Annotated in this window: 21 protein-coding genes and 1 tRNA gene; 12 read left to right on the top strand and 10 right to left on the bottom strand. The window is 59.1% G+C overall.

The genetic code is table 11. The features are described from left to right. Positions 1-227: 227 nt before the first annotated feature. Positions 228-671: a hypothetical protein gene (locus tag AC33YF_RS07660; protein WP_491776609.1), complete on the top strand. Its 444-nt coding sequence runs from the start codon at positions 228-230 to the stop codon at positions 669-671. 191 nt (positions 672-862) lie between these two features. Here the strand turns inward: AC33YF_RS07660 and AC33YF_RS07655 are convergent, their stop codons facing one another. From AC33YF_RS07655 to AC33YF_RS07640, 4 genes are all read right to left on the bottom strand, one after another. Further along, on the bottom strand, positions 863-1,156 hold the full coding sequence (locus tag AC33YF_RS07655) for a hypothetical protein (protein WP_491776608.1): 294 nt from the start codon (positions 1,154-1,156) through the stop codon (positions 863-865). A gap of 580 nt (positions 1,157-1,736) precedes the next feature. Continuing rightward, complete coding sequence (locus tag AC33YF_RS07650; RefSeq protein WP_491776607.1) at positions 1,737-2,000, bottom strand: hypothetical protein; 264 nt, start codon at positions 1,998-2,000, stop codon at positions 1,737-1,739. A gap of 291 nt (positions 2,001-2,291) precedes the next feature. Beyond that, positions 2,292-2,579: a hypothetical protein gene (locus AC33YF_RS07645; RefSeq protein ID WP_491776606.1), complete on the bottom strand. Its 288-nt coding sequence runs from the start codon at positions 2,577-2,579 to the stop codon at positions 2,292-2,294. Positions 2,580-3,285: 706 nt separating this feature from the next. Continuing rightward, positions 3,286-3,361: transfer RNA gene (locus AC33YF_RS07640), tRNA-Lys, on the bottom strand. A gap of 274 nt (positions 3,362-3,635) precedes the next feature. Between AC33YF_RS07640 and AC33YF_RS07635 the strand changes: the two genes are divergently transcribed. The 4 genes from AC33YF_RS07635 to ypfJ all read left to right on the top strand — a co-directional run bounded on the left by AC33YF_RS07635 (position 3,636) and on the right by ypfJ (position 7,136). Then, a complete protein-coding gene (locus AC33YF_RS07635) occupies positions 3,636-3,866 on the top strand; it encodes a DUF3311 domain-containing protein (protein ID WP_491776605.1) in 231 nt (76 codons plus the stop codon). After that, positions 3,863-5,401, top strand: a complete 1,539-nt coding sequence (gene mctP / locus AC33YF_RS07630; RefSeq protein WP_491776604.1) for a monocarboxylate uptake permease MctP — start codon at positions 3,863-3,865, stop codon at positions 5,399-5,401. Before AC33YF_RS07635 ends, mctP begins: the two co-directional genes overlap by 4 nt. 65 nt (positions 5,402-5,466) lie before the next feature. Beyond that, entirely contained in the window at positions 5,467-5,736 is a 270-nt protein-coding gene (locus tag AC33YF_RS07625; protein ID WP_491776603.1) for a hypothetical protein, read from the top strand. A gap of 407 nt (positions 5,737-6,143) precedes the next feature. Continuing rightward, entirely contained in the window at positions 6,144-7,136 is a 993-nt protein-coding gene (gene ypfJ / locus AC33YF_RS07620) for a KPN_02809 family neutral zinc metallopeptidase (protein WP_491776602.1), read from the top strand. Positions 7,137-7,181: 45 nt separating this feature from the next. Here ypfJ and AC33YF_RS07615 read toward each other — a convergent pair whose 3' ends face one another. Continuing rightward, complete coding sequence (locus AC33YF_RS07615; protein ID WP_491776601.1) at positions 7,182-8,228, bottom strand: SPOR domain-containing protein; 1,047 nt, start codon at positions 8,226-8,228, stop codon at positions 7,182-7,184. A gap of 260 nt (positions 8,229-8,488) precedes the next feature. Between AC33YF_RS07615 and glmU the strand changes: the two genes are divergently transcribed. From glmU to AC33YF_RS07595, 4 genes are all read left to right on the top strand, one after another. Continuing rightward, entirely contained in the window at positions 8,489-9,838 is a 1,350-nt protein-coding gene (glmU, locus tag AC33YF_RS07610; RefSeq protein WP_491776600.1) for a bifunctional UDP-N-acetylglucosamine diphosphorylase/glucosamine-1-phosphate N-acetyltransferase GlmU, read from the top strand. 167 nt (positions 9,839-10,005) lie between these two features. After that, a complete protein-coding gene (gene glmS, locus AC33YF_RS07605; RefSeq protein WP_491776599.1) occupies positions 10,006-11,826 on the top strand; it encodes a glutamine--fructose-6-phosphate transaminase (isomerizing) in 1,821 nt (606 codons plus the stop codon). A 44-nt stretch (positions 11,827-11,870) separates the two neighbouring features. Continuing rightward, positions 11,871-13,178: an SPOR domain-containing protein gene (locus AC33YF_RS07600; protein ID WP_491776598.1), complete on the top strand. Its 1,308-nt coding sequence runs from the start codon at positions 11,871-11,873 to the stop codon at positions 13,176-13,178. A 206-nt stretch (positions 13,179-13,384) separates the two neighbouring features. Continuing rightward, on the top strand, positions 13,385-14,215 hold the full coding sequence (locus tag AC33YF_RS07595; RefSeq protein WP_491776597.1) for a DUF502 domain-containing protein: 831 nt from the start codon (positions 13,385-13,387) through the stop codon (positions 14,213-14,215). Between the two features lie 2 nt (positions 14,216-14,217). Here the strand turns inward: AC33YF_RS07595 and recG are convergent, their stop codons facing one another. Then, a complete protein-coding gene (recG, locus tag AC33YF_RS07590; RefSeq protein ID WP_491776596.1) occupies positions 14,218-16,380 on the bottom strand; it encodes an ATP-dependent DNA helicase RecG in 2,163 nt (720 codons plus the stop codon). Positions 16,381-16,511: 131 nt separating this feature from the next. Between recG and AC33YF_RS07585 the strand changes: the two genes are divergently transcribed. Together AC33YF_RS07585 and mfd are read left to right on the top strand one after the other, a co-directional pair. Further along, complete coding sequence (locus tag AC33YF_RS07585) at positions 16,512-16,787, top strand: FAD assembly factor SdhE (protein ID WP_491776595.1); 276 nt, start codon at positions 16,512-16,514, stop codon at positions 16,785-16,787. A 28-nt stretch (positions 16,788-16,815) separates the two neighbouring features. Next, positions 16,816-20,331, top strand: coding sequence for a transcription-repair coupling factor (mfd, locus tag AC33YF_RS07580; RefSeq protein ID WP_491776594.1), 3,516 nt, complete (start codon positions 16,816-16,818; stop codon positions 20,329-20,331). Positions 20,332-20,394: 63 nt separating this feature from the next. On the opposite strand, the gene AC33YF_RS07575 is transcribed toward mfd, so the two are convergent. Next, positions 20,395-22,122, bottom strand: coding sequence for an extracellular solute-binding protein (locus AC33YF_RS07575; protein WP_491776610.1), 1,728 nt, complete (start codon positions 22,120-22,122; stop codon positions 20,395-20,397). A gap of 348 nt (positions 22,123-22,470) precedes the next feature. Here AC33YF_RS07575 and AC33YF_RS07570 point away from each other — a divergent pair, with 348 nt between their 5' ends. Further along, positions 22,471-23,241 carry an invasion associated locus B family protein gene (locus AC33YF_RS07570; RefSeq protein ID WP_491776593.1) on the top strand — a complete coding sequence of 257 codons (771 nt, stop codon included), beginning with the start codon at positions 22,471-22,473 and terminating at the stop codon, positions 23,239-23,241. A gap of 141 nt (positions 23,242-23,382) precedes the next feature. Here the strand turns inward: AC33YF_RS07570 and hspQ are convergent, their stop codons facing one another. The 3 genes from hspQ to AC33YF_RS07555 all read right to left on the bottom strand — a co-directional run. Continuing rightward, positions 23,383-23,715 carry a heat shock protein HspQ gene (hspQ, locus tag AC33YF_RS07565; RefSeq protein ID WP_491776592.1) on the bottom strand — a complete coding sequence of 111 codons (333 nt, stop codon included), beginning with the start codon at positions 23,713-23,715 and terminating at the stop codon, positions 23,383-23,385. 52 nt (positions 23,716-23,767) lie between these two features. Then, positions 23,768-24,685 carry a lysophospholipid acyltransferase family protein gene (locus AC33YF_RS07560; protein ID WP_491776591.1) on the bottom strand — a complete coding sequence of 306 codons (918 nt, stop codon included), beginning with the start codon at positions 24,683-24,685 and terminating at the stop codon, positions 23,768-23,770. A 99-nt stretch (positions 24,686-24,784) separates the two neighbouring features. Then, on the bottom strand, positions 24,785-25,855 hold a 1,071-nt coding region (locus tag AC33YF_RS07555), incomplete at its 5' end, for an FAD-dependent monooxygenase (protein ID WP_491776590.1).

Genomic DNA, 25,855 nt, shown 5'->3' with positions numbered 1-25,855 from the left:
GGCGCTTCTAGGGTCTATATTTTAGAAGCACATTAACGCACAACATATTGATATTTATATATAAAACGGTTCCGACAGGGGGGTTTAGTGTGCCGAAGGCATGTGCGTTGTCCCGAAATTGTTGTCAGGAGGCAGCTGGCAGTTTAGCGGTGCATTCTGCGGCATGTTAGAGAAGCCTTCAGGACGGCCCGTTCCTGGCCGGCACTAGTAACCTCGTTCAGGGAAGGATGGGCAACATTCAATCAAATCCGATCCAGGCCAACGAGCCGGACCGAGCGTTCATTGAGCACGAGCGCGATCGTTTCGCCAGCCGGGCCGTGTTGCTCCTCGTCCTTCTGAACGGGGGAGGCGCGCTCATTCTCCTCACGCTCGTGGCGCAGGCGCCCGCAGCGAGCGTGGATGGAAGGGTCGCTGCGGCCCTTTTGTTCTTTAGCGCGGGGGCAATCGCCGCTTTGTTCAGCTCGTTTTTGGCCTACATCAATCGGACCATCAGGTTGGAACAACCGGGGCGGCGAGAAAATCTCAGGGCAGCATTGCTCGGTTTCGCTATTGCTGCGGTCATCGGCAGCGGGGCGGCTTTCCTGACGGCAATGAATATGGTGGCCTCAACCCAGGTGGAGAAACCACGCTCGCTCTCCGAAGGCTCGCCGAAAACACTGATATACGCGTAGCGGACTTGGCCGCGTACGGCTTGCGCCGTTCGTTTGGAGAGCCCTTTCTGGTTGGTTCCTTCGAAACAGCACCAAACCATAGCTGCTGCATCCACCCAACAATATGAGAAGTCGGAGGCCGATGCTGAGGCAATCCCCGGGCGACAGGGGCACCGACTAACGCCGGCGCCCCTCGATTCTTTAAGCTCAAACTATGGCTGGGTTTGTTCTTCTAACGGATCCGTCGTGGCAGGTTCCTCTATCACTTCTTCCTCAACGGCGCCGTCTTCCATGTCAGACTCTTCGTCTGGCGGTGTTGCATCCATCGGAGCTTGGTCCATCTGATCTTCAGCCGGCGCCGCGGGAGGAGCGGATTCCTTTGGGGGCGCACTCTCGCTAGACGGTGGTGTTTCCGCCACGGGTTCCTTTCCAGGTTCTTCAGCCTGATCGCACCCAGTGATTAGCGGAGCAAGCAGCAGTGCAGAGATAAAGAAGAGATGCTTCATAGAGACCCCCGTTCCTATTCGGTTTGGCAATGGAACAAGTCTAGCTCGCGTTTGCGCCTCTTGCGCAACATTTTGCGCCTTGCAATTCCTCGGCTGCGGCTAGACAGCCAGAAATCGGCACTGCGGCAGGCCTGACTGACCGATTATCCATCCGACCATCCTAATTAAAACATAGCTATAATAGGTCGTTGACTCTTCCATGTCGCGCCATGTTGCGCAGATTCCGACTTTTCTTGCCTGCAATCTACCGGGAGCAAGGTCTGTGAGAGCGCGGGGGCAATAGGGTTTTCCTACTCCCGACCCCCAGGAAGGTATCGAACGGCTCATTACCCTGTACGTAAGTCTACCTCGACCATCATGCGGTGCAGCCGATTGCAATGATTTTCTAGGTGATGAAATCGCAGACACAATCGCGAGGCCACAACAGGCTCAGCCTGGGCCGGGTCGACTCTGATTCCTGGGGGCGCTGCCCAGTGCAGCGCCATCATTCGGTAGCCTTTAACAACTCCGGCAGCTTAGCAACATTCACAGCAATACGACGTTACTCATCGAAGGGCGGCGCGCCAACGACGTTGGCTCTTCAGCGCAGTCTCGCCTGTTGCACGTTCTTCCGGACATTCTGAAGATCGCCGATGACGGCCTCTTTTTCTGCCTTGGTGAGACTATGGTCAAAGCCGCCCGCGTGTCTGTGACTTTTGAGTGTTGTCCTTGCAGTCTGCTGCTCAAGCTGACCCGTCACCCTCATCGCCTGGTCGTTCACCGTTTGATTGGCGCAACCGCCAGCCCAAAGTACGTGCAGAATGATTAGTACACGATGGAATTTTTGCAGGGTCATCTGTGGCACGGTGCATCTGTTAGAAGCCAAGCGCCACGCATAGCTTTGGCAGCCTTACCGGAGCGTTAACTGACCTAGCTATGGACGAGCATCGAGCACCTTGTAGCCGCCCGGTATCTGTTCGACCGACCAAGGCGCTGGAAAACGTCGTGATGTCATAGGAAGCCTTTCTCATTGGCTCCCCCCGCGCATGGCTGAATATAGATAGCGAGAATGTCTACAAAGAAGGCGCGGCCTGCATGTGTCTGCTAACCGCAGCCTTGCAGCCGTTCAAGTCTTGTGTCGTTGGTTCTGTGTCACCTAACCCGTCAGATGGGTCACGTTGTCATACGTCTCGACTTTCGGTTCCGCCGTGAGGAAACGTCCCAACTCTACCCAGATCGCTTGGATTTTCTCACTGTTGGCTTGGGCCGCGTCTTGGCTCTCGTAGATTGCAACAGCGACACCATGACCGTCACTGCGCCAAGCGCTGTAGATGTCCACAACTCCAGCCAAGGACTTAAACTGTCCTTTCATTTCCTCGAGCTTTGATAGCATTGCGTCTTGCTGGTACGGATCGCAACGGAATGTGCTAACTCGTGCATACATTGAGTGCCGTCTCCCTTGACTCGTTGGCCTGCCTTCGCACGCGCTTTGTCGTCATATGTATTAGGAAGCCCCTCAGTGCTTCCCCGCGCTGCGAGTATATCAGTCAAAGAAGCCAAGCATGAACCCGCGCCGGCGAACCGGAACGCTGCCTTAACTATTTGCAAAGAGTTGCACCAGCACTGTCGCCCGATGCTTAGTTCGGCGCTCAAGACCATGAACAGTTTCGACGCCTCCGCGATGATGGCGGTTGGCATCATCGTGGCGCAACTACTGCTCGGGTAATCAAAGAAGTCGTCATGGCTCTCTTTCTTCACCGCTGAAGACAGCCCAGCAATTGGCTGTGTGTAGCCAACACATCCCGCCCGATTGTCGCCACGCTTGCTAGTCTAAAATCCAACCATCGAATCTGAGGGAACTAGCATTGCTAGGGGGGAAAGCCTGGTCCGGGGGGAGCGGGCTTTTTCTTTGGCTCGACTACTAGACACAAAGAAACCCCGGACACGGGGGGACGGCCGGGGCTTCGGGTTCCGTTTGGGGGGGAACCAAGGTGATGTGAGGGAAAAACATCACTAAGTGTATATATGCACGCCGACCGGAAAAAACCACCGTTCGAGGCAACCAACGCCAATAACGGCTGCAAGCTACCTGAGCGGCTACCTCAAACCTTATGGGGTGATAGATTAATCCGGTAAGCTATTGATTGGATTGGTGAGCGCACAGGGACTCGAACCCTGGACCCTCTGATTAAAAGTCAGATGCTCTACCGGCTGAGCTATGCGCTCCCACCAAGCGGTCCATATGGATCGGGAGACGGGGCCCCGTCAACACGCTAAGGGGTGCTTTGCCCGACTCTTTCGCCGCAGGCGGGTGGCTATCCCGCTAAAACGTTCGAATTTCAACTGTTCATCGCCCCTTTGCATTCAGTATGGTCCCGTCCGGCCCTGCCGGGCCCAAGAACAGACAAATCCAGCCAAGACCAGAATGCGGCATTTCGGGGGTCGAACCATGGGCATCAAAACGACGAGGGGAGCTCTGTGGCGATATTGGCCACGGCTCTTGCTGATTATTCCGTTCGCGCTGGTGGCCTGGGTTCCCTTCTACAACCGGATCGAGCCGACGCTCTGGGGGATCCCATTCTTTTACTGGTATCAGCTCGCGGCCATCATTCTTGGTGCGCTTGTGGTGATGGCGGTCTACCTCCTCGATCGACGGGACACTTCAGATGCGGAAGGGGAAGCGCGTACGACCAAACCGGGTGAGGGGATAGAACCCGGAGAACATCTGTGAATTTCGATCTCGTAGCCACAGTCGTCTTCGTCGGGCTTTTTCTTTTTGTAACGTGGGTCGGCTTCGTTGCGGCGCATTGGCGAAAAGCCGACCTCGACCAGCTCCACGAATGGGGTCTTGGCGGCCGTCGCTTTGGCACGATCGTGACGTGGTTCCTCTTGGGTGGGGACCTGTATACCGCCTACACGTTTATCGCCGTGCCTGCGCTCGTGTTCGGCGTCGGCGCGATGGGCTTCTTCGCCGTGCCCTACACGATCATGATCTACCCGATCTTGTTCCTGGTTTTCCCGCGCCTTTGGACAATCGCCCGAAGAGAGGGGCACGTCACGGCCGCGGACTATGTAAAATTTCGTTTCAAGTCGCGGACGCTGGCTCTTGCAGTTGCGTTGACGGGGCTTGTAGCGACCATGCCCTATATCGCATTGCAGCTCGTGGGCATGGAAGTGGTGATCGGCGCGCTCGGTTTTGATACGGCTGGATTCACCGGTCACATCCCGCTCATGATTGCGTTTCTTATTCTTGCGGCGTTCACCTACACCAGCGGGCTTCGGGCCCCGGCGCTGATTGCCGTGGTGAAGGACTTGCTGATTTTCGTCACCATATTTGGCGCGATCGTCATTATTCCAGCAAAGCTCGGCGGCTACGGCGCGATCTTCGATGCAGTGCCTGAGGCGAAACTCACCCTAGCGCCACCAACCGTGGATTCCCTGGGCAATTACAGCGCGTACATTACGCTGGCACTTGGGTCGGCGCTCGCGCTCTTTCTCTACCCGCACTCGATGACCGGTATCTTAAGTGCGTCGAGCGGACGCGTGATCCGGCGCAACGCTGCTGCGCTATCCGCGTATTCCTTCATTCTGGGTTTGATCGCACTTTTGGGCTACATGGCCATCGCTGCTGGCGTCGACAAAAATCCACTTCACGCCGACGGTTTTGAGCGCTACGGCGCCAACTTCGCGGTCCCCGCGCTTTTCTTAGATATGTTCCCGAGCTGGTTTGTGGGCGTTGCTTTCGCCGCCGTTGCAATTGGTGCACTCGTCCCTGCGGCAATCATGTCCATCGCCTGTGCCAATCTCTTCACTCGTAATCTCTACAAGGAGTACCTTCGTCCGCACTGTAGCGACGTCGAGGAAGCGCGCGTTGCGAAGATCATGTCGCTCATTGTGAAAGTTGGCGCGGTCGTCTTCATCTTGGCGATTCCGCAGAGCTACGCCATTCAGCTGCAGTTGCTCGGCGGCATTTGGATCATTCAACTGTTGCCGCCAATCCTTCTCGGATTATTCACGCGGGGGTTTAACGCCCATGCGCTCTTTTTGGGCTGGGCAGCAGGGACAGCCATCGGCACCTATATGGCGGCAAGCCGCGGTTTCGTGTCCTCCATCTACCCGCTGGAGGTTCTTGGTCTCACGGTGCCAGGATATGCGGCGCTCTATTCGGTCATTGCGAACTTTGCTGTGGCGGTGGTTCTAAGTCCTGTACTGGATCGTCTTTGGCCGCAGGCCGAACGGCTCGACCAGAAGTCGGATAGCCGATAGGGTCTCACCGGCTTCCTATTGCTTCGACATCGGGCAAGCAGACGTGCATTGAAGAGGCGATTGTCATGGCGCAACATAACCCGCAGAGCATACCCTACTTGGTCATCGTAATGGCGGGGATCGTGGTGGGCTTCACGATTGCGCTGTCCATTCTTCATGGGGGCGGGTCCCATAAGACGACCGACCACGACACCGCTCATAAGTCGGAGGCGTCGGACACCACGCACGGCCACGCGAACAACAAGCCTTCCGACGAAAAGATGGGCCACGATGGCCCATCTGCCGACAAAGCGCTGGACGGGGCCGCACTCGACGGTGCGGCACACGATCGCTGAGGATGGGCAGTCAAGCCATCGGCGCGCCGACGTCTGATGACCGGCGCGAGTCGTCTGGCAACGCATTCGGCGGGACCAAAAAGAAGAGCCCCGGCGCGGGGAGTGCCGAGGCTCGTACGCATTACACAGAACGCACTACCAGCCCAGAACGAACTCTGCCGGGCATCGTGAGAATGGCGGGCTCCTATGGCAGTTCTGTGACGATTCGTTGTCAGTTAGTTTAATAACCACAGAGATTTGCGCTGGAATACTCAACCCGTTTGACGACAGGGGCGGGCAGTCCGGAATGCGGCTATGCGACCTTTGCGTGCCAGCCTCGGACGACGGTTCGCGACGCATCTTGTGCAGTTCGATGACGCATGCAAAATGCGAGAGGACCATCTGAAGAGCTTCCTGAGGAGACAAGTATGCGTTGGCGCGGTCAGCGGCAAAGCCAGAATATAGAAGACCGTCGGGGAAGTGGGCGCGGGGTGTTTCGCTTTCCGTTCCCTCAGCGCGGCGGTTCGCGCTTTCCTTCGAGCGGTGGTGGTGGACGGAAGCGCGGCGGCATTGGTCTTATTGGCCTCTTGGTAATCCTCGGGCTAGCTCTGTTCTTCGGGTTTGACCCAGGAGCGCTGATGCGCGGTTCCGCGCCGACAGGCAACGGCGGAAGTGGGTTCCCCGATATCAGCTTGCCGCAGCCACAACAGCCGCGGACCAGTAACTTCCCGGTCCCGGGCAGTCCGGGCGAGATCGCCAAGCCAAAGTCGTCGAGCGAAGACGACCTTAAGAGCTTCGTCGCAGTCGTTCTCGGTACAACCGAGGACGTCTGGCACAAAACGTTCCGACAGTTTGGGATTACTTACAGGGAACCTCGCCTTGTCCTCTTCGATGGTTCAGTGCAGTCAGCTTGCGGCACAGGCATGTCAGCAATGGGTCCATTTTACTGTCCAGCCGACGAAAAGGTTTATATCGATCTTGATTTCTACCGAGAGCTGAAGAATCGATTCCGGGCGCCGGGAGACTTTGCACAAGCTTATGTCATCGCTCATGAGGTCGGGCACCACGTGCAGAACGTGCTCGGCATCGCGGACAAGGTTCAAGCAGCCAAGCGGCGCATGGGCCGCCGAGGCGGCAACGCCCTTCAGGTTCGTATGGAGCTGCAGGCGGATTGTTTTGCCGGCGTCTGGGCCCACCAAATGCAGGCTGACAAGGGTCTCATCGAACCCGGCGATATTGATGAAGCATTGCGGGCAGCGAGTGCGATTGGTGATGATCGAATTCAGCGCCAGACCCAAGGCTATGTTGTGCCCGACTCGTTTACACACGGCTCTTCAGAGCAACGGGTGCGCTGGTTTCGCCGAGGATTTCAGAGCGGTCAGCTGCAAGCTTGCGACACCTTCAACACAAATCGGCTCTAGCCATTGATTGTAAAGCACAAAAAGTGCTTTGTGGATGCTCGCGCTTTAGAGAGCGTCTCCGGCGTAAACCGTGGCGGCGCAAGGACGCTCGGCCCGTTTGAATAGCGAGCACGCACCTTCCGCATCCTGGGCATTATCGAAGGGTCCGGCGATCAGGCGCCAGCGGTTGTCCGGCGCGCGAACCCGCCGGGGTTGGAGCCCTGCGACGAGCGCGGCATGTTTCGTCAGATACTCGCGCCAAAGTGGGCGCAGCTCATCGCGCTTCGCCACGCTGCCTATCTCGATGCCGTAGCGCGTGGAGCCATCATTGGCGGCGGGAGGCAGCGCAACGGGATCGATGGCCGCGATCTCGACCTCCTCCGCGGCAACTTCCGGCTCTATCTCCGCACCAGGCGGCGTTGCGGCCGCGGTGGCTGGAGCTGCAGGAGCGGCGGGAGTCGCGGGGGGAGCTGCAGCTGGACGCGGTGCGGGTGGGGGCGTCGTCGCGACTGGTTTTGGCGGTTTAGGAGCGGCGGCGGGAGGGTTCGATGGCTGCGGCGCGGCCTCCTGAGCCGGCTCGGGAGGTTCGGGCGGGGCCGCGGCGGCGGGCGCTGGCGTTTCGGTTGCTGCGGGCGCTGCTGGCGGCTCCGGTGTTGCGGGGGCTGCGGCAGTTTCAGGCGCTGGGGCGGGTTTTGGCTCCGGCGCCGGGCTAACCGCCGCCACTCTTGGCAAAGGCTCAAGTTTGGGGAGCGGTCTGGGCGCTGAGGTCGAGACGGAGTTCGCCGGCGGTAGCTTTGCGGCCGGTCCGATGAAATTCTCGATCGGCCGAAGCCGCTCATCCAGCGTGGCCAGTTGCTGAGAGAGCGTTTGCAGGTTTTTGTCGATCACGCTGAGCTGCTCCGCCGAAAGTCCGGGCGCTACAGAAGGAGATGGCGCCTGCGCGGCGGGTTCAGGTGCGGCGGGAGCCGCCATCTGGGCGGTTCGGCTCACTGCAGGAGCGGCCCCGGTGAAAAGGGTGAACAGATAGTAGGCGGAGAGGCCGCCGAGTGCGATCCACAGTGCGGAGAACACGATCCGGGTTGTGCCGGGCCTGCCAAATCGCCGTCGTGCCATGGGTCACCTCCTATCGCGATATTCCCCGCGCTCGGCCCGGATCGACTTTTGCCAAATCGCCGGGACCAAACTAAGTCTCGGAGATTACTCGCTTCGTCCCCGGGGTCAATTTTCCAGTATTCTGAGGATCCCACGCAAGACACGACCAATAAGCGAGGTGGCCCTCAGGGCCGCTTTGGACTAGATAGGGCGCGGCTTCGTACAAATCGGGCGTCTACCGTCAATGACGCCCGAAAGCGCATAGGGATCTTCTTAGTTCGATGACACAGGCTCTTGCCGTCGTCCTTGCCGCGGGCAAGGGCACCCGGATGAAGTCGGACCTGCCCAAGGTTCTCCATCAGTTGGCTGGTGCGCCGATGCTCGCACATGTTCTCATGGCTGCTGGATCCGCAGGCGTTTCGCGCGCAGCCCTTGTGGTTGGGTCGGGCATGGATGCGGTGGCCGAGGCAGGTCTGTCGGTTGCTCCCGACGCACAGGTCTTCTTGCAACAAGAGCAAATGGGTACCGCCGATGCTGTCAAGGCGGCGGCGCCGGCCTATGGTTCTGCCTCTGGACCCGTGATTGTTCTTTATGGTGACACGCCTCTGTTGAGGCCGGAGACACTGAGGGCCGTGCTAGGCGAACTCGACGCAGGAGCGGACTTGGTCGTGATCGGCTTCGAGGCGGCTGACCCGACGGGTTATGGACGCCTGCTCTTCGATGATAAAAGCCGACTCTCGGGAATTCGCGAAGAGAAGGACGCGACGACTGCGGAGCGTGCACTGACTCTCTGCAATTCCGGTATCATGGCGTTTAGATCCGGAGCGGGGCTATCGGGTCTTATCGCCCGCATAGGCAATGAGAACGCCAAACGCGAGTTCTACCTGACGGACGCGGTGGCGTTAGCCTACCAAGACGGACTGCAGACACGTGTCGTCCTGTCGAATGGGGAAGAAGTGCTCGGCGTCAACTCACGCTCGGAGCTTTCTGTCGCTGAAAGTCTCATGCAACGTCGCCTGAGGACCGCCGCCATGGAGCAAGGCGCGACCTTGGTGGCACCCGATACAGTTTTCTTCAGCTTCGACACGGTTGTTGGTCGGGATGTGTTCATCGAACCCAACGTCTTCTTTGCACCCGGCGTCGTGATTGAGGACGGCGCAACCATCAGAGGGTTCTGCCATCTTGAAAAGTGCCAAGTCGGCGCGGGCGCCAAAGTAGGGCCGTTCGCACGCCTGAGGCCGGGCGCGCAGTTGGCAGCCGGTGCGCAAGTGGGCAACTTCGTCGAGGTCAAGAACGCGACCGTGGCCGAAGGCGCCAAGGTTAACCATCTGACGTATATCGGCGATGCGAGTGTCGGCCCGAAGGCAAACATCGGGGCAGGAACAATTACCTGTAATTACGACGGCTTCGCCAAATATCGAACTGAGATAGGGGCTGGCGCTTTCGTTGGGTCGAACAGCTCGCTCGTTGCACCTGTCAAGATTGGCGATGGCGCCTATGTGGGATCTGGAAGTGTGATCTCAAAAGACGTCCCCAACGACGCGCTGGCGCTGTCGCGTCCGAAACAAGAGGAACGTCTCGGCTGGGCCGAAAAGGCTCGACATCAGCGTGGCGGGGATAAGTCGAAGTGAGGCTACTTATCGCGCAGAGCTAGTCCGAGCAGGGCAGCTGCCATACGACATTCAGCTCTGGTCGCAATAATGCGATACAGCTCGTGAATTGCGGTAAAGAGCTGGCATGGCTAGCAAGACTCAAGACGTGAAGTTTCAAGCTCTGCGACGGTACGGGGGTAGGGGCGATGTGCGGAATTGTTGGCGTACTCGGTAAAGGGCCTGTTGCCGAAGTCATGGTCGACGCCCTGAAGCGCCTCGAGTACCGCGGTTACGACTCCACCGGCGTTGCTACGGTCGGCGCGCGAGATATCGAGCGGCGCCGGGCAGAGGGAAAGCTCCGGAATCTGGAAGCCCTTTTGGCGAGTGAGCCCCTGGCGGGTAACGCGGGCATTGGCCACACGCGGTGGGCGACCCATGGGAAGCCAAGTGAGGCAAATGCCCATCCGCACATGACCGACGACGTTGCGGTCGTTCATAACGGCATCATTGAGAATTTCCGGGAGTTAAAGACCGAGCTCCAGGCAGAAGGTGCGCCATTCACGTCGGACACGGACACCGAGGTGATCGCGCATCTCGTTACGCGCGAGCTGCTGGATGGCAAGGATCCCGTCGCCGCTGTCCATAAAGTGCTCTCACAGCTCCAAGGCGCATTCGCGCTGGCAATGATCTTCAAGGGCTACGACGACCTCATGGTGGCCGCACGCCAGGGTAGCCCTCTCGCAATTGGGTTCGGAGACGGTGAGATGTTTGTCGGGTCCGATGCCATCGCGCTGGCACCGTTCACCGATAACATCGCCTATCTGGAGGACGGCGATTGGGCCGTCATTCAGCGTGAAGGCGTGACCATCCGCGCGCGAGACGGGGCTGTCGTAGACCGGGCGACGGTCAAGTCCAGTGCGGCAGGGCTCATCGTCGACAAAGGCAATTTCCGCCACTTCATGGCCAAGGAGATTCACGAACAGCCGGAGGTGGTTGGCCACACATTGGGGCACTATCTCGACCTGGCGTCCGATCAGGTCTCACTGCCCGAATTGCCGTTTGATTTCGCAAAGGTTAACCGTCTTTCTCTGTCGGCCTGCGGCACGGCGTACTATGCATGCTGTGTCGCCAAATACTGGTTCGAGAGATGGGCAAAGCTGCCGGTCGATGTGGATATCGCGTCGGAGTTCCGGTACCGCGAGATTGCGATGGAGCCCGAAGGTGCCGCGCTCTTCGTTTCTCAATCCGGCGAAACGGCTGACACATTGGCCTCGCTCCGCTACTGCCGCGAACAGAACCAGCATGTTCTGTCTATTGTGAATGTTCGAGAGTCCTCGATCGCGCGGGAGTCAGACGGCGTGCTGCCAACGCTCGGAGGCCCCGAGATCGGCGTTGCCTCGACGAAGGCATTCACCTGCCAGCTCACCGTGTTGGCCTGCCTCGCGATCGCCGCGGGCAAGGCGCGAGGTGTCATCGATCGCGGGCTTGAGTCGGAACTCGTCAAGGCTTTGGTCGAAGTGCCGCGTCATATGGCCGAGATCCTTCGCGATGAATCGCCTTACGAAGCGTTGGCGCACAGTCTCTCCAAGGCAAGTGATGTTCTGTATCTCGGCCGAGGGACAAGCTACCCGATCGCACTCGAAGGCGCGCTCAAGCTGAAGGAGATTTCGTATATTCATGCCGAAGGTTATGCGGCTGGCGAGCTGAAGCATGGGCCAATCGCGCTGATCGACGAGAGTGTGCCGGTCATCGTTATCGCGCCGCAAGATGAGCTCTTCGACAAGACGGTCTCTAACATGCAGGAGGTCGCGGCGCGGGAAGGCAAGATCATCTTGGTCAGTGACGCTGATCCGGCTAGCGCAGGGTGTGCCGTCCAAACTGCCTTAGCTGTGCCGAGCGTGCATCCATTTGTTTCGCCATTAGTCTATGCTGTACCGATTCAGCTGATTGCGTATTACACGGCGGTCTTCATGGGAACGGATGTGGATCAGCCCCGGAATCTCGCAAAGTCGGTCACGGTCGAGTAGACTCTAGCCTCGGATTTGCCAGATTTCTTTGTTTGAGCAAAGGCATGGCGGAAAATCAGGATGTCGCCCGGCCGCGGAATTTGGGCGGCTTTGGTCACTTTTTTCGACGATCCCCTCGACGGCTTGCCCCCAATATTGGGCTGGCTCTAGGGGTGCTGTGTGCCGCCGCCGCATTGCCTACATCGGTATTGGCCCAGGATATTGGCCTAAGACGCGGCGAAGCCTCATTGAATGCAGGACAGTTCAAAGACGCAGCGCGCCAGCTTTCAGCGACCGTCAATGATAAGGATGCCACGATTAACCAAGTCGCGAGAGCGCTCTATCTGCGGGGCATCGCGTACCGGCGCGCGGGATATCCGGGGCAGGCAGCGGCGGACCTCGGCGCCGCTTTGTGGCTCGGTCTTCCATCCTCCGACAAGGCGCGCGCCTATGTGAACAAGGGCCTGGCGTTCCAGGCTGCGGGCATGGAGAGCCAAGGTGCGTCGGCTATGGCGCAGGCTCGACGCTACTCCAGCGCAAGCACAGTGCAGAAACTTATTGCCCAAGACGGTGGCGTGGGACCAGTCGCGAGCGCTGGCGTCGCCAGCTACATCCCGGACGCTGGGAGCATGTGGGATAGCGTTGTCCCAAGCTTTGGGGCGCGGAAGACCGCAGCACAGCCACAGGGCGCGGGGGCACCGGCAGAACAGAAGAGTGTTTGGGAGAGGATGGTACCAAGTTTCGGAGCGCAGGGCACATCGGCTCAGAGCGCGACGGCTCCAACCACGGGAGGTGCATCGTCGGCATCAGCGGCCGCCGCACCTCAGGCAGCGCCGACCTCCGGATGGGACGCCTCGGTTAGAGAGGGGTCCGGTGGGAACGCTGTCACGCGCTGGTGGGACTCGCTCGGGAGCGGTGGTACACCATCCGCTCAAACCGCGCCAGCGCCCGCGGCCGCAAGCGCGTCGGCTGCCAACACAACCAGCGCAACGAGATCCGCCCCAGCGCCACAAGCTGCACAGACCGGTCGTGGCAGCGGCGGTTCTGGCGTTGGTGGCTGGTTCTCACGTCAAACGGCAGCGCTGACGGGGGCGGGAGCCGCATCCTCGGCTGCGTCCGGGCGTGGCTACACAGTTCAGCTTGCCAACAGCAGTTCCAGGTCTGAGGCAGAGGCACAATGGGCAAAGGCGAAGCGCTCGAATTCGAGCCTCGCTAGTGCCCCATCTCGCGTAGAGACCATTAACATGGGGAGTCTGGGAACGTTCTATACGGTCAAGATCGGACCCTTTGCGAACAAGAACGAAGGCTCTAAGGTCTGCAATTCCATCAAACGTGTCGGAACCGACTGTACTGTCGTTGCGTCAGGCGGCTAGGAAGCCTAGGGAGGCAACCGTGGCAGAGGTCGCTGCGGAGCAGCGTCATTTATTTCAGTTTACTGTGCATCATTCAAATCGGCTCACCATTGTATGTTGACAAGGTCCCACCGCGTACGCGAACGGTCGAGTATTCAAAACTCCCGCTGTGGCAATACGCGATTTTCGCCGTTTTCCGTTTACCCCTACGCTGATAGTTCTCCAAGATGACCAAGCGAAACGAAAACAAGACCGAACGAGAACCTAATCGCGATGACCCGGATTTTCCGGGTTTGGACGACGAGGAAGACCACAGCCTCTTTGGCGCTCTCGAGCCCACATCGTCGCATTTCCTTGCGCGGCTTCGTGGTTACTTCCTGACAGGTCTCATCATTGTTGGACCGGTCGCGATCACCATTTATGTGGTTTGGTGGTTCATCAATCTGGTCGACGGCTTCGTGCGGCCACTCATTCCGGACGCCTACCTCCCAGACAGCTTTCTGCCCTTCAACATACCCGGCGTCGGGCTTGTGTTCGGCATTATCAGCCTGATGCTGATCGGGGCGTTGGCCGCAAACCTCTTCGGCCGGACGATCGTGAGTTACGGTGTCATCCTGCTCGATCGCATGCCTGTAGTGCGCGGTGTCTACCGGCTGTTGAAGCAAATCTTCACGACGGTCTTCGCCAAACAGGGAACGTCGTTCAAGCGTGTTGGACTCATCGAGTTCCCGCGGCGTGGCCTCTTTGTGATTGTCTTCGTGTCAGGCGATCCCCCGGGCGAGATCAAGGAGAAGCTCGACGACGACGAGCTCATGACAGTGTTCATGCCAAACGCGCCGAACCCAACGACGGGCTTCGTGATGTTCATGCCAGCGAAGGACGTAATCTTGCTCGACATGGCGATCGACGATGGTGTGAAGCTTGTGATCTCCGCAGGGCTTGTGGCCCCAAAGCAAAACAAGCTCAAACAGCTGGCCGAGGAGGCCAAAAGCAAGCAAGCGAAGCGCGAGAACGCGCTGCCGAAGAAACCACCGGCGGAAGAAGAAACGGCCGCTTAGGGTCAGCCGGCGCGCATGAGCTTGACGGCATCGTCGCGCTCGAAAAGGTACAGCAAGAGCCGCAAACGTTCGCCGCGCTCGCCCGCCAGATGGGGCATGCGCGTGAGGCACAAACGCGCTTCGTCACGGGCAGCCGCGAGCAAGTCTTGATGCTCGGGCAGTTGGGCGATGCGAAAGGCAGGCAACCCGCTTTGGCGGGTCCCTAAGACTTCACCGCCGCCACGCAAACGCAAATCTTCCTCTGCGATGAGGAAGCCATCCTCCGTGTTACGCACAACATTGAGACGCTCGCGCGCGATCTCGCCCAAAGGCTGTTTATACAGGAGCACGCAGGACGACTGCGCGGCGCCACGGCCCACACGCCCGCGCAATTGGTGGAGCTGAGCAAGACCGAAGCGTTCTGCATGCTCGATGATCATGATCGAAGCGTTGGGAACATCTACGCCCACTTCGATAACCGTGGTGGAAACCAGCAGGGCAAGTTCGCCTGCGGCGAAGCGTGCCATGACGGCATCCTTCTCCTTGCCGGGAAGCTTGCCGTGCACGATGCCGACGCGATTGCCGAAGCGTTCACGTAAATGGGCGAAGCGCTCCTCCGCGGCCGCAAGATCGAGCATCTCCGAGTCGCTTACGAGAGGGCATACCCAGTAGATCTGTGAACCGTCTTGCACGGCCCGTTCGACGCCGTCGACGACTTCATCGAGGCGATCCAGCGGGACTGTTCGCGTTAGCACGGGCTTTCGTCCCGTTGGCTTCTCATCTAGTCGGGACACGTCTAGGTCTCCGTAGCTTGTGAGCAAGAGCGTGCGCGGAATCGGGGTGGCTGTCATGACAAGCAGTTCGGCACCTGCGCCAATGCCCTTGGCCTGAAGCGCTAGCCGCTGATGCACGCCGAAGCGATGTTGTTCGTCGATAACGGCCAGGCCCAGGTCATGAAAATCAATTGCTTCCTGAAAGAGGGCATGTGTCCCAATCAGGATGTCGATCTCGCCGCCCTTAAGCTCTTCGAGTATCGCCAGGCGTTGTTTGCCCCGTTCTCTGCCCGTGAGAAGCTTGACCCTGAGTTTTGCAGGATCGGCGAAGCGAATGATGGTCTCGAGGTGCTGTCGCGCCAAGAGTTCGGTCGGCGCCATCAGGGCGGCTTGATGTCCGGCCTCGACCGCCGTGGCCATGGCCAGTAGCGCAACGATCGTCTTGCCGCTGCCGACATCGCCTTGCAACAGGCGCAGCATATGGAGGGGTTCGGCCATGTCCGCATCGATCTCGGCAAGGGCCTTTTCTTGCGCGCCCGTCAGAGCAAACGGCAGGGCATCGACGATCGCTTTGCGAAGCCGTCCAGGGGCCATAATTGGTCGGCCGGCCCGGCGCTTCATCGATTGTCGAAGAATGGCGAGTGCAAGTTGGTTGGCGAGAAGCTCGTCATAGGCGAGCCGTTCTCGAGCCGCGTTCGTGGGCAGCAGGTCCTTCTCGGTCTTCGGGCTATGAAGTTGTTGGATGCTCTCGGAGAACGAGGCCCAGCCGTTTCTCTCGACAAAGGCGGCGTCGATCCACTCAGGCAAATCAGGCAGCGCCGCGACGGCCCCCTGAACGGCCTTGCGGACGCTTGTATTGGAAAGCCCCGACGTCAGTGGATACACCGGCTCGATATCCGGTAGGCTCGCGCTTCCATTAGGGGGCGTCACGTGATCGGGATGAGGCATCTGTAGGCGGCCGTCGTAGGATTCAAGCCGGCCGGATATCGCGCGGGTCTCGCCTACAGGAAGAAGCTGCTGCAGGTAGCGCGGATCGGCTTTGAAATAGACGAGCTCCAGGGCGCTCGTGCCGTCTTCCACGAGGACACGGTAGGGCGCACGCCGTCCCCTGCGAGTGCCGCCAGGACGATGTTCCGCTATTCGTACTGTCAGCGTAACGACGTGTTCAAGCGGGCTCTCGGCGATGGAGGGCATGTGCAGCCGGTCGATAAGACCAGTCGGCAGATGCCACAACAGGTCGATGAGGCGGGCGTGCCTTGTTAATACCCTCCCGCGCTCACTCTTATCCACGGCGATCTTTGGTCCTGGAATTTTGGGCGCTAAGAGTCTGTCTAGGAGGCCTTCGATTCGCGGGCCGACACCCTTCAGCGTGCGTACGGGTGCAAAAAGTGGACTCAGCAGGGCAGGGCGCATGAGCCTAGTCTATCAGGCGATTCGTACCTGCCTCGGTGCCGAATAGCGCGGCGCTGGTATCCTTTGGCGCGGCCTTGACATAGACGGGACCACTATGTCTAACGCACCAAAAAGGATTGGATGCTTGGATCATGTCGAGTGATCTTGGAATGCGGCGGCGTCGGGCTGTCTGGAGGGCCTCTCATAGAGGCACGAAGGAAATGGACTATCTGCTCGGCCACTTCGCTGAGCAGAGCGTCGACAGCATGAATGCCGATGAGATCGCCGTTCTCGAGCGCTTGATCGAATTGCAAGACCCCGAAATCGAGCTGTCCGTCTTCGAGGGGTACTCTCTGGGAGACAAGGATCTCGACACCTTGATCGCCCTGATCCGCGAGTTCCACAATTTTCCTGGGGCCCGGCAATAAGCCGTCCCACTGAGTAAGTCGTCGCGTTATGGGTTCTAAAGCTGCTTTGCCAGTCCTGCCGGTCGATCGCTTGTTGGCGGGACAGCGCGCGATCGCGAGCGGCGTTCCCGAGGGACTCGACGCAGTGCTGCTCGGTGAATTGGCCCGTCACGGTAATGCATCCATTCTCCACGTGGCTCGAGATGGCCAGCGCATGGCGACGCTTGAGGATGCCATCCGCTTCTTCGCGCCAGATGTGCCAGTCTTGAGTTTTCCCGCCTGGGACAGCGTTCCCTACGACAGGGTCGGACCCAACGCTGAGATCATCGCCGACAGGATCGAGACACTGTCGGCGCTCGCGCATCGGGAAGTTGGGGCCGACGAACCGTTGGTGCTGCTCACCTCGGTGAATGCAGCCATCCAGCGGGTGCCGCCGAGAGAGCTCATCGCGGCGTCAAGCCTACGCCTCCGCGCCGGCAATGTCCTGAACATGGGAAAGCTTGTCGAACGGCTTGAGTCTGCAGGTTATGTGCGAGCCGGCACCGTAACCGATGCGGGTCAATATGCCGTTCGAGGCGGGATCCTCGATCTCTATCCGCCGGGCGGGCAGCCGGTACGGCTCGATTTCTTCGGCGACACGATCGAATCCATTCGGGCTTTCAGTCCAGAGACCCAGAGGACAGAGGCTCGCATCGAAGCCGTAGATTTCCTTCCCATGAGCGAAATCGCGCTGACACCCGAAGTGCGGAGTGGATTCCGACAACGTTACGTGGAGCTGTTTGGGCCGGTGACTGGCGACGACCCGCTCTATGAAGCCATCTCAGCGGGGCAACATCATCAGGGCATGGAGCACTGGCTGCCGCTGTTCCACGAGCAGCTCGACACTCTGTTTGACTATTTGCCGGGCGCCATTATCACACTCGATCCGCTGTCCGACGATGCGCGCGAGAATCGGCTTGAGCAGGTCGCAGATCACTACGATGCGCGAGCTGAGGCTCTGGAGCGGAAGGCGTTCGGCGCGCCGCCTTATCATCCGGTCCCTGCCGACAGCATGTTCCTTGACGAGCGGGAATGGCAGACACGGCTGACTGATGCGCCGCATGTTGTCTCTTTCGATGCGTTCGAGCGCCCTGAGACAGAGGCTATCACCGTTGTTTCCTTTGGTGGCCGGCAGGGCCGGTCGTTCGCCCCAGAACGACAGACCGACGGCGAAAATGTCTTCGATGCCGTTGTTGCCCACACCAAGAAGCTAACTGCCGCACAGAAAATCGTCATCGTAGCCTGTTGGAGCGCGGGCGCCCGGGAACGGCTGACGGCGTTGCTCGCGGAGCACGGATTAGACGGGACAGTGCGGGTTGAGACGTTCCAACAGGCCGTCTCCGCGCCTCGCGATGCGGTCTCCGTTGCCGTCTTGCCGCTTGAGACAGGTTTTGAGTCCCCGGGCCTGGCCGTTATCGGCGAACAGGACATTCTTGGCGACCGTCTCGTCCGCAAAGTGCGAAAGCCGAAGGCCTCCGACGCTCTAACGGAGGCGTCGAGCCTCACGGTCGGCGACCTCGTCGTGCACGCCGATCATGGGATTGGGCGTTTCGTTGGGCTGAGTACGATCGAGGCAGCGGGCGAGCCGCACGACTGCTTGGAACTCCACTATCAAGGTAATGACAAGCTCTATCTACCGGTCGAGAACATTGAGCTTCTGACACGCTACGGCTCTGACGAAGCTGGCGTCGTTCTCGACAAGCTCGGCGGTGTCGCGTGGCAGTCTCGCAAGGCCAAGCTGAAGCAGCGCATTCGAGACATGGCTGAGAAGCTCATCAAAGTCGCTGCGTTGCGTGAGTTGCGGTCGGCCCCGACACTTGCACCGCCAGATGGGACGTATGAGGAGTTCTCGGCCCGGTTCCCCTATGAGGAAACCGAAGATCAGATGACCAGCATCAACGCGGTGCTGGACGATTTGGCCAGTGGACGGCCAATGGACCGTCTCGTCTGCGGCGATGTTGGTTTTGGAAAGACCGAGGTAGCACTAAGGGCGAGCCTGGTAGCCGTGTTGGCCGGCAAGCAGGTGGCGGTTGTTGTGCCAACTACTCTCCTCGCTCGGCAGCACTTCAACACATTCGCCGAGCGGTTTCGCGGGTTCCCAGTACGTATTGCGCAGGCCTCACGGCTCGTCTCGGCAAAGGCGTTGAGTGCGACAAAGGAAGGCCTCAAGAAGGGAGACGTTGATATTGTTATCGGCACGCACGCGCTGCTCGGAAAGTCAATCGACTTTGCCGATCTCGGGCTGCTGATCATCGACGAAGAGCAGCATTTCGGCGTGAAGCATAAAGAGCGTCTAAAGGAGCTTCGCGAAGACGTCCACGTGCTGACACTCAGCGCGACTCCCATCCCTCGCACGTTGCAGCTCGCCATGTCCGGTGTGCGCGAGATGTCGCTGATTGCAACGCCCCCGGTAGATCGGCTTGCCGTACGCACCTATGTGGCGCCGTTCGATCCTATGACGCTGCGCGAGGCATTGCTGCGTGAGCGCTTCAGGGGCGGTCAGACGTTTTTTGTGGTGCCGCGAATCTCCGATCTCGAAGAAGCTGGCGCCTTTTTGACGGAACACGTGCCTGAGCTGCGCGTGGCGCGGGCGCATGGTCAGATGAGTTCGACTGAACTCGATGACGTGATGAATGCATTCTACGACCGCCAATACGACGTATTGCTGTCGACGACGATTGTCGAGAGCGGACTCGACATACCGTCCGCCAATACGCTGATTGTCTATCGCGCGGACCGTTTTGGGCTTGCGCAGCTGTACCAATTGCGCGGACGCGTTGGCCGCTCGAAAATCCGCGCCTACGCCTATTTCACCATCCCGGCAGATGCACGCATTACGCCCGGCGCGCAGAAGCGCCTCAAGGTGTTGCAATCCCTCGATACGCTCGGCGCGGGGTTCATCCTGGCAAGCCACGATCTCGATATACGGGGTGCCGGCAATCTCCTAGGCGAGGAACAGTCCGGACATATTCGCGAAGTTGGTTACGAGCTCTACCAATCGATGCTGGAAGAGGCCGTGGCCGCCTTACGCGATGGCGACGGCGCCATGATCGAGGACCAATGGAGCCCGCGCATCAATCTCGGTACGGCTGTCCTTATCCCCGAGGACTATGTGCCGGACTTACAAGTTCGCCTGGGTCTCTACCGCCGCCTATCGGGTGTGGAGACTCAAGAGGCCATCGAGGCGTTTGCGGCTGAACTTATCGATAGGTTCGGTCCATTGCCGGATGAGGTAAGACACCTCTTGGATGTTGTTGAAATCAAGGGGCTCTGTCGTCAGGCTGGTGTCGAGCAAATCGACGCCGGACCGAAAGGGCTTGTGGTCCAGTTCCGGAACAACGAATTCGCAAATCCCGAAGGTCTTATGCACTTCATCAGCAAGTACGCGCGCAAAACAAAGGTGCAACCTGACCAGAAGCTGATCTTCTACGGCAATTGGCCGACCTCTGATGATCGGTTGATTGGAGCGCGCGACTTTCTGAAGGAACTTGCCAAGATCGCCGGAGCGGCCAAGGAGGCTGCCTAGCTTGTGGAACGCTTTGGCTGCGGTCGGCGCGAAGATCGGCAAACCGCACCCCGACAACTTGGGCTACTGCGTTTGGCTGCCGGTAGCCTCAGCTGGATCGGCCCACCACGTGTCGATTTGATAGCCGTACAGCGGCGTCTTTTCAGGTCGCTTCAACTTGCTCCAGCGAGCGACCCACTGGTCCGGCAAGTAAAAGAGGGGAACAACGTAGTCCCCGGACAACAGAACACGATCCAGCGCGCGCACGGCCGACACAAAATCTTCCCGTGTCTTCGCCTCGAGCATCGCTGCGATCATCGCATCTACGGCTTCGTTCTCCACGCCCGCCAAGTTGAACGAGCCCTGTGTATTGGCAGCCTTGCTGCCCCAGCGAAAGGACTGTTCGTTGCCCGGCGAAAGGGATGCCCCCCAGAAATTTGGGATCATATCGAAATCGAAAGTCTGTTTGCGCCGCTCATACTGGGCGGAGTCCACGCGGCTTATGCGCACGTCGATACCCACGCCCTTGAGCGCGTTCGCATAAGTGAGAAGGAGGCGTTCTTGGCCCCGCGTGCGCGCCAAGATCTCGAACGTAAACGGCTCGCCCGTTTCCGCGTTCACGAGCGTGCCGTTTCTCAGAACATATCCAGCTTCGGAGAGGAGCCTGAGTGCGGCAAGGCGCCCCTCCCGATTCTGACCGGTCCCGTCACTCGCTTCGAACGAAAAGGTGCCGTCCATGATCTCCGGTTTGACCGCATCGGGGAACGGAGCCAGAAGTTCGATCTCAGCCGCATCCGCTGGGCGCCCATGCGAGGACAGCTCCGAACGCGCAAAGTAGCTTTGCGAGTATGCGAACAGGTTGTGATAGAGCGTGCGGTCGATCCAAGCATAATCAAAAAGACGTATGAGCGCCTGACGTACGCGCGGGTCGGCAAAGATTGGCCGGCGTGTATTGAAGACGAGAGCCGACATGCCGGCTGGTGTCTCGATAGGCAACGCCTCCTTGACGACTCTTCCCTGACGCAAAGCGGGAAAGTTGTAACCTTGCGCCCATCGCGTCGGCGACAGTTCGCTGCGAAGGTCGACGAGTCCGGACTTGAAGGCTTCAAACACGGAGCTACCGTCGCGGAAGTAGTCCACGCGGATTTCGTCAAAGTTGTAGCGCCCGCGATTGACGGGAAGGTCGCGCCCCCAATAATCCGGGTTGCGCTTGAAGGTGAGGCTCTTGCCTGGGTCCACCGACTCCACCACGTATGGGCCGCTGCCGATCGGGGGAGAGAGCGTAGTGAGCTCGAATGACTCAGGCGTTAGGGCATGGCTCGGAAGGATCGGCATGAGGCCCATGATGAGCGGCATTTCACGATCCCCTGAGCTATCGAAGGTGAAGCGAACTGTACGGTCGCCGGTCTTCTCCACCTTTGCGACTTTTCCGTAGTAGGAGCGATGATTAGGGCGCCCGCGGTCGCGCAATACGCTGTGTGAGAAAATCACGTCGTCGACCGTAATCGGCGTGCCATCGGAGAACTGCGCCGATGGATTCAACGTGAATTCGACCCAAGATCGGTCCTCGGGGGTCTCGACGGCCTCTGCGATAAGGCCGTAGAGCGTAAAGGGCTCGTCATAGGCACGCGCCATGAGGGTCTCATAGACGTATTCGCGGACCCCATCGACAGAAACTCCCTTCACGATGAAGGGGTTAAGGCTGTCGTAGGTGCCTTGCTTGGCCAAACGGGCGCGCCCTCCTTTGGGAGCCTCCGGGTTCGCATATGAAAAATGCGAAAAATCCGCCGGCGCACGGGGAACGCCATGCATGGCGATGCCCCCTTCCGGGGTCGCCAAGGCCGCGGTGGGGCAAAGCAAGAGAGCTACGATCAGGAGCGAATTTGGGGCTTTCAAGGACGACCTTGGATGGCTATAGATGCCAACGAGTTACGCTGTCTGGCTAAGGGTAACATCCCTGACCGAGAAATCTGAGGTCCAAAGGCAACCTTCCCCAATCTAGAGCAGCAAGAGGACCACAGTGCGGCAATGCGACGAGAGCGGCCCTTAGCCACGCCCGCGCCGCATTTCGAGTATTGACCCTAGTGAGTAAAGATGGGCACCGAGAGGGCCGGCAGCTCCCTTGCCAGCCCAGAAACTAAAGAGAGGAAAGGTCGTTTGATGATCTCGTCCAAGGATCGCTGGAATGGATTTGGCCGCAACGCGGCACGTATGGTGTTGGGCGCAAGTCTTTTGGTGATCGGCGTAACGACTGCCAGCGTCTTTGCGGTTGCCCAGCAACCCAATACTTCTTCAGCCCCGCCGCGCGCGCCCGCCGGCGCTGCTGCCGCACCAGCTGATGGCGGTGATCAGTGGGTAAAACTGTGTCAAAAGAGCGAACAGACCGGCAACAAGGAGATCTGTGTGATCCAGTCCGAAAAGATGGATCCAAACCTTCTTATCGTCACCCACTACGCAGCAGTGCGTATAGAGGAGGGCAACCCGAAGAAAGCTCTCATCATCCGCATGCCAACGATCAACTCGCTCGTGATTCCAACGGGCGCCCAAATCGTTATCGACCAAGAAGATCCTACGCCCCTGCCGTTCAATGTTTGTTTTCCTGCAGCTTGCCAAGCAGACATCGAGCTCACGGATGAACTGTTGGACAAGATGCGCAAGGGGAATTTGATGGTCGCCGCTGCGCTCAAAGTCGACAAAAAGACACTTGCATTCCGCTTCCCGCTAACAGGCTTCTCCAAAGCCTTGGATGGTCCGCCGACCGATGCCGTCGCATTTGAGAAGTCACGCCGCGAGTACATTGCGTATCTCCAGAGGCAGAGGCAGGAGTTGGCAGCGAAGGCCCGAGGCGCCCAAGGAGGCGCCCCTCAGCAGCCCGGTGCCGCTCCGCCGCCAGGTGCCGTTCCGCAACCGGGACCAGCCCCTGGCCAATAGGGGTCAGACTAGCTCCTAACGGGAATGAAAAGAAAAAAGGTCGCGAAGGGTTCTCCTGCGCGGCCTTTCTTTTTGCCGAACTTTTGGCGCCCGGCGCGCCGATAGAGCCACAGAAGTGGCGGCAGCGGTTCGAGCGCCGGCTTAATGCTCCTGAACGTAGCGGAAGCGGAAGACGCCGTCCCTCAGGTCTTCGAAGAACTCGGGGATTTGCGGATGGCGCAATGGCTCGTCAGATTCGTCCGGCAACAAGTTTTGCTCGGAGACATAGGCCACATACTCCGTGTCGGCATTCTCTGCGAGCAGGTGATAGAAAGGCTGGTCCTTTCGCGGCCGAACGTCTTTTGGAATAGAGGCGTACCATTCTTCGGTGTTGGAGAAGGTCGGGTCCACGTCGAAGATTACCCCGCGGAACGGATAGACCCGGTGCCGCACGACCTGGCCAATCTGGAATCTTGCGTTTCGGACTGTAGACATAGGTCGATAAGATCGTGGCAGGGTGAGGGTGTCAACGCAGGATGGTGTAGTCCTAAGACCAGCGTCGATTTGACCACATAAACTGTTCTGGATTTTCGCGAATCCAAATTTCGAAGTAGCGCTGAATAGCGGCAGTTATGGAACGGATATCCTCGGCCTGATTGTTGGTCCGGGGGATCCGAAGTTCATTAACATTTATCTCAAATACGGAGCGATTTCCGATCCGGATGCATCGGCCAATCCAGATTCGCGCACCAACCCGTCGCGCAATCATCGCCGCGATGGGCATGCTCTTGGCCAAGTGGCCAAAAAATGGGACTTCAATTCCGTTTCGATCATAGAGGTCCGAAATGAATCCGAGCCGGCCGCCTTGGCGGACATAGTCCATGATGAGGCGCGCGGTTTTTTGTGTTTCGTCTTCGCCCGCAGTACGGCCACGACCAAAGAGACCACCTGGATAAAGGGCTTGCCGCTGTTCGCGTAGATAACGGTCGACATAAGGGTTTTTCACCGACCGGTAGACGCCGGCAGGCCGAACGCCTGCCGCGGTGATGGGCCACATGCCGATTTCCCAATTGCCCATATGCATGGTGACAATCAAGGCCGGGCCCATCTTGTCCTTGTAGCGGTCGATCCAGTGGCCATTCGTGACATGAAGCCGGCTTGGGTCCTTGATGATGCGGTCGATATTCATTGTCTCGACCATGACCCGGCCAAGGTTGTCCCAGGCAGCGATGGCAATGCGCTCCCGCTCTTCCGGCGCCTTTTCCGGGAAAGCCCGCTCGAGATTGGCGAGGGCCCGCTTATGGCGCCGATTGCGCTTGCCCAGAACGCGCCAGAAGAAGGCCGATATGTCGCAAGCCGTGTCGAGCGGCACGAGCCGAACGAGGCCAATTAGGAACCGAAGGCCCCCATATTCGAGTCGGTACTTCAGGTCGGTTGCGAAGGAGGTGTCGATTGAGTTCGCCAAGTGTCAGCCTTTGGTCCCTTGAGTGTTTGTACGAAGCATGAATCCGGCATCAAGACAGTGCAAGGAAGCGCAACGTCTTGAAGAAAGCGAGACGTGGCGTCAAGCGGGCGTGCTCTCGATAGGTCGCATGAGAGGCGGAAGATCGGCGGGCGGCGCGAGGCCAGCCTGCATTACCATGCGCTTCAGCGGTGCTATCGAGCCGAGCCCGGCTAGAACCGCACTTCGCGCCAGTTGGACGGGGAGAAGTTTGGTCAAAAGTGAACGACCCAAGAGGTCTACGCCGACTGTGCGCGACAGCACATCAAGCTGACGAACTCGGGCATATTGAGCAAGGACGTAAGGTCCTCCTGGATCGCGCCCATTGCGCAGAGCAGCCGCGACCGCGTCAGCTAAGGCCGCCCCATCGCGCAAGCTAAGATTAAGCCCCTGCGCACCGATAGGCGCCATCGCGTGGGCGGCTTCTCCGACCAAAGCAGTGCGCTTGGCCGCCAGCTGCTTTGCGGTGAGTCCAACGATAGGAAAGCTAGCGCGCGGGCCGATGTCAGACACCACTCCAAGCGTATCATCAAAACACTCTTGGAGCCGTGCAGCGAAACTGTCGTCATCGAAGGCAATCAGTGCATCTGCATCGCTCGTTCCCGTGACCCAAACCAAGCTCGACATATTCGGATCGGGTGTCGGCACGCTGGTTACCGAGCCCCCCTCCCGATGGAGTTCCGTGGAAACGCCCTGATGGGGCCGGCTGTGACGAAAGCTTGCGGCAATGGCCGATTGTTCATAATGAATTTCGCGGGTCTCGATTCCGGCAGCTTGTCGGCACTTGGACTGTCGTCCATCGGCCCCCGCAACGAGCCGGCAACTGAGCTCTTCTCCCGTATCCAGAGTCAGCGTGGCCAGATCGGCGTCAAGTTGGATGCTAGCGATCGTTGCGGGCGACAGATGAGCCAGAACGGCGCGCGCCCGATCGTAGAGCGCGAGGTTCAGGGCGGCATTGGCGATATTGAACCCGAATGCTTCGAGGCCCAATTCCTGCGCTTCGAACGCGATGTCCGGGGAGCGAAGCAGGCTCCGCGAGGCGTCTACAATTCGGACAGCGGTTAGGGGCGCTGCCGCCGGCATTAGCTGCTCCCAAACGCCAAGGCGCTTTAGGAAGTCGACCGAGCTTGTGAG

The sequence above is a fragment of the Methyloceanibacter sp. genome, from assembly GCF_058506495.1.
This window is presented reverse-complemented; position numbering and strand designations above follow the sequence as displayed.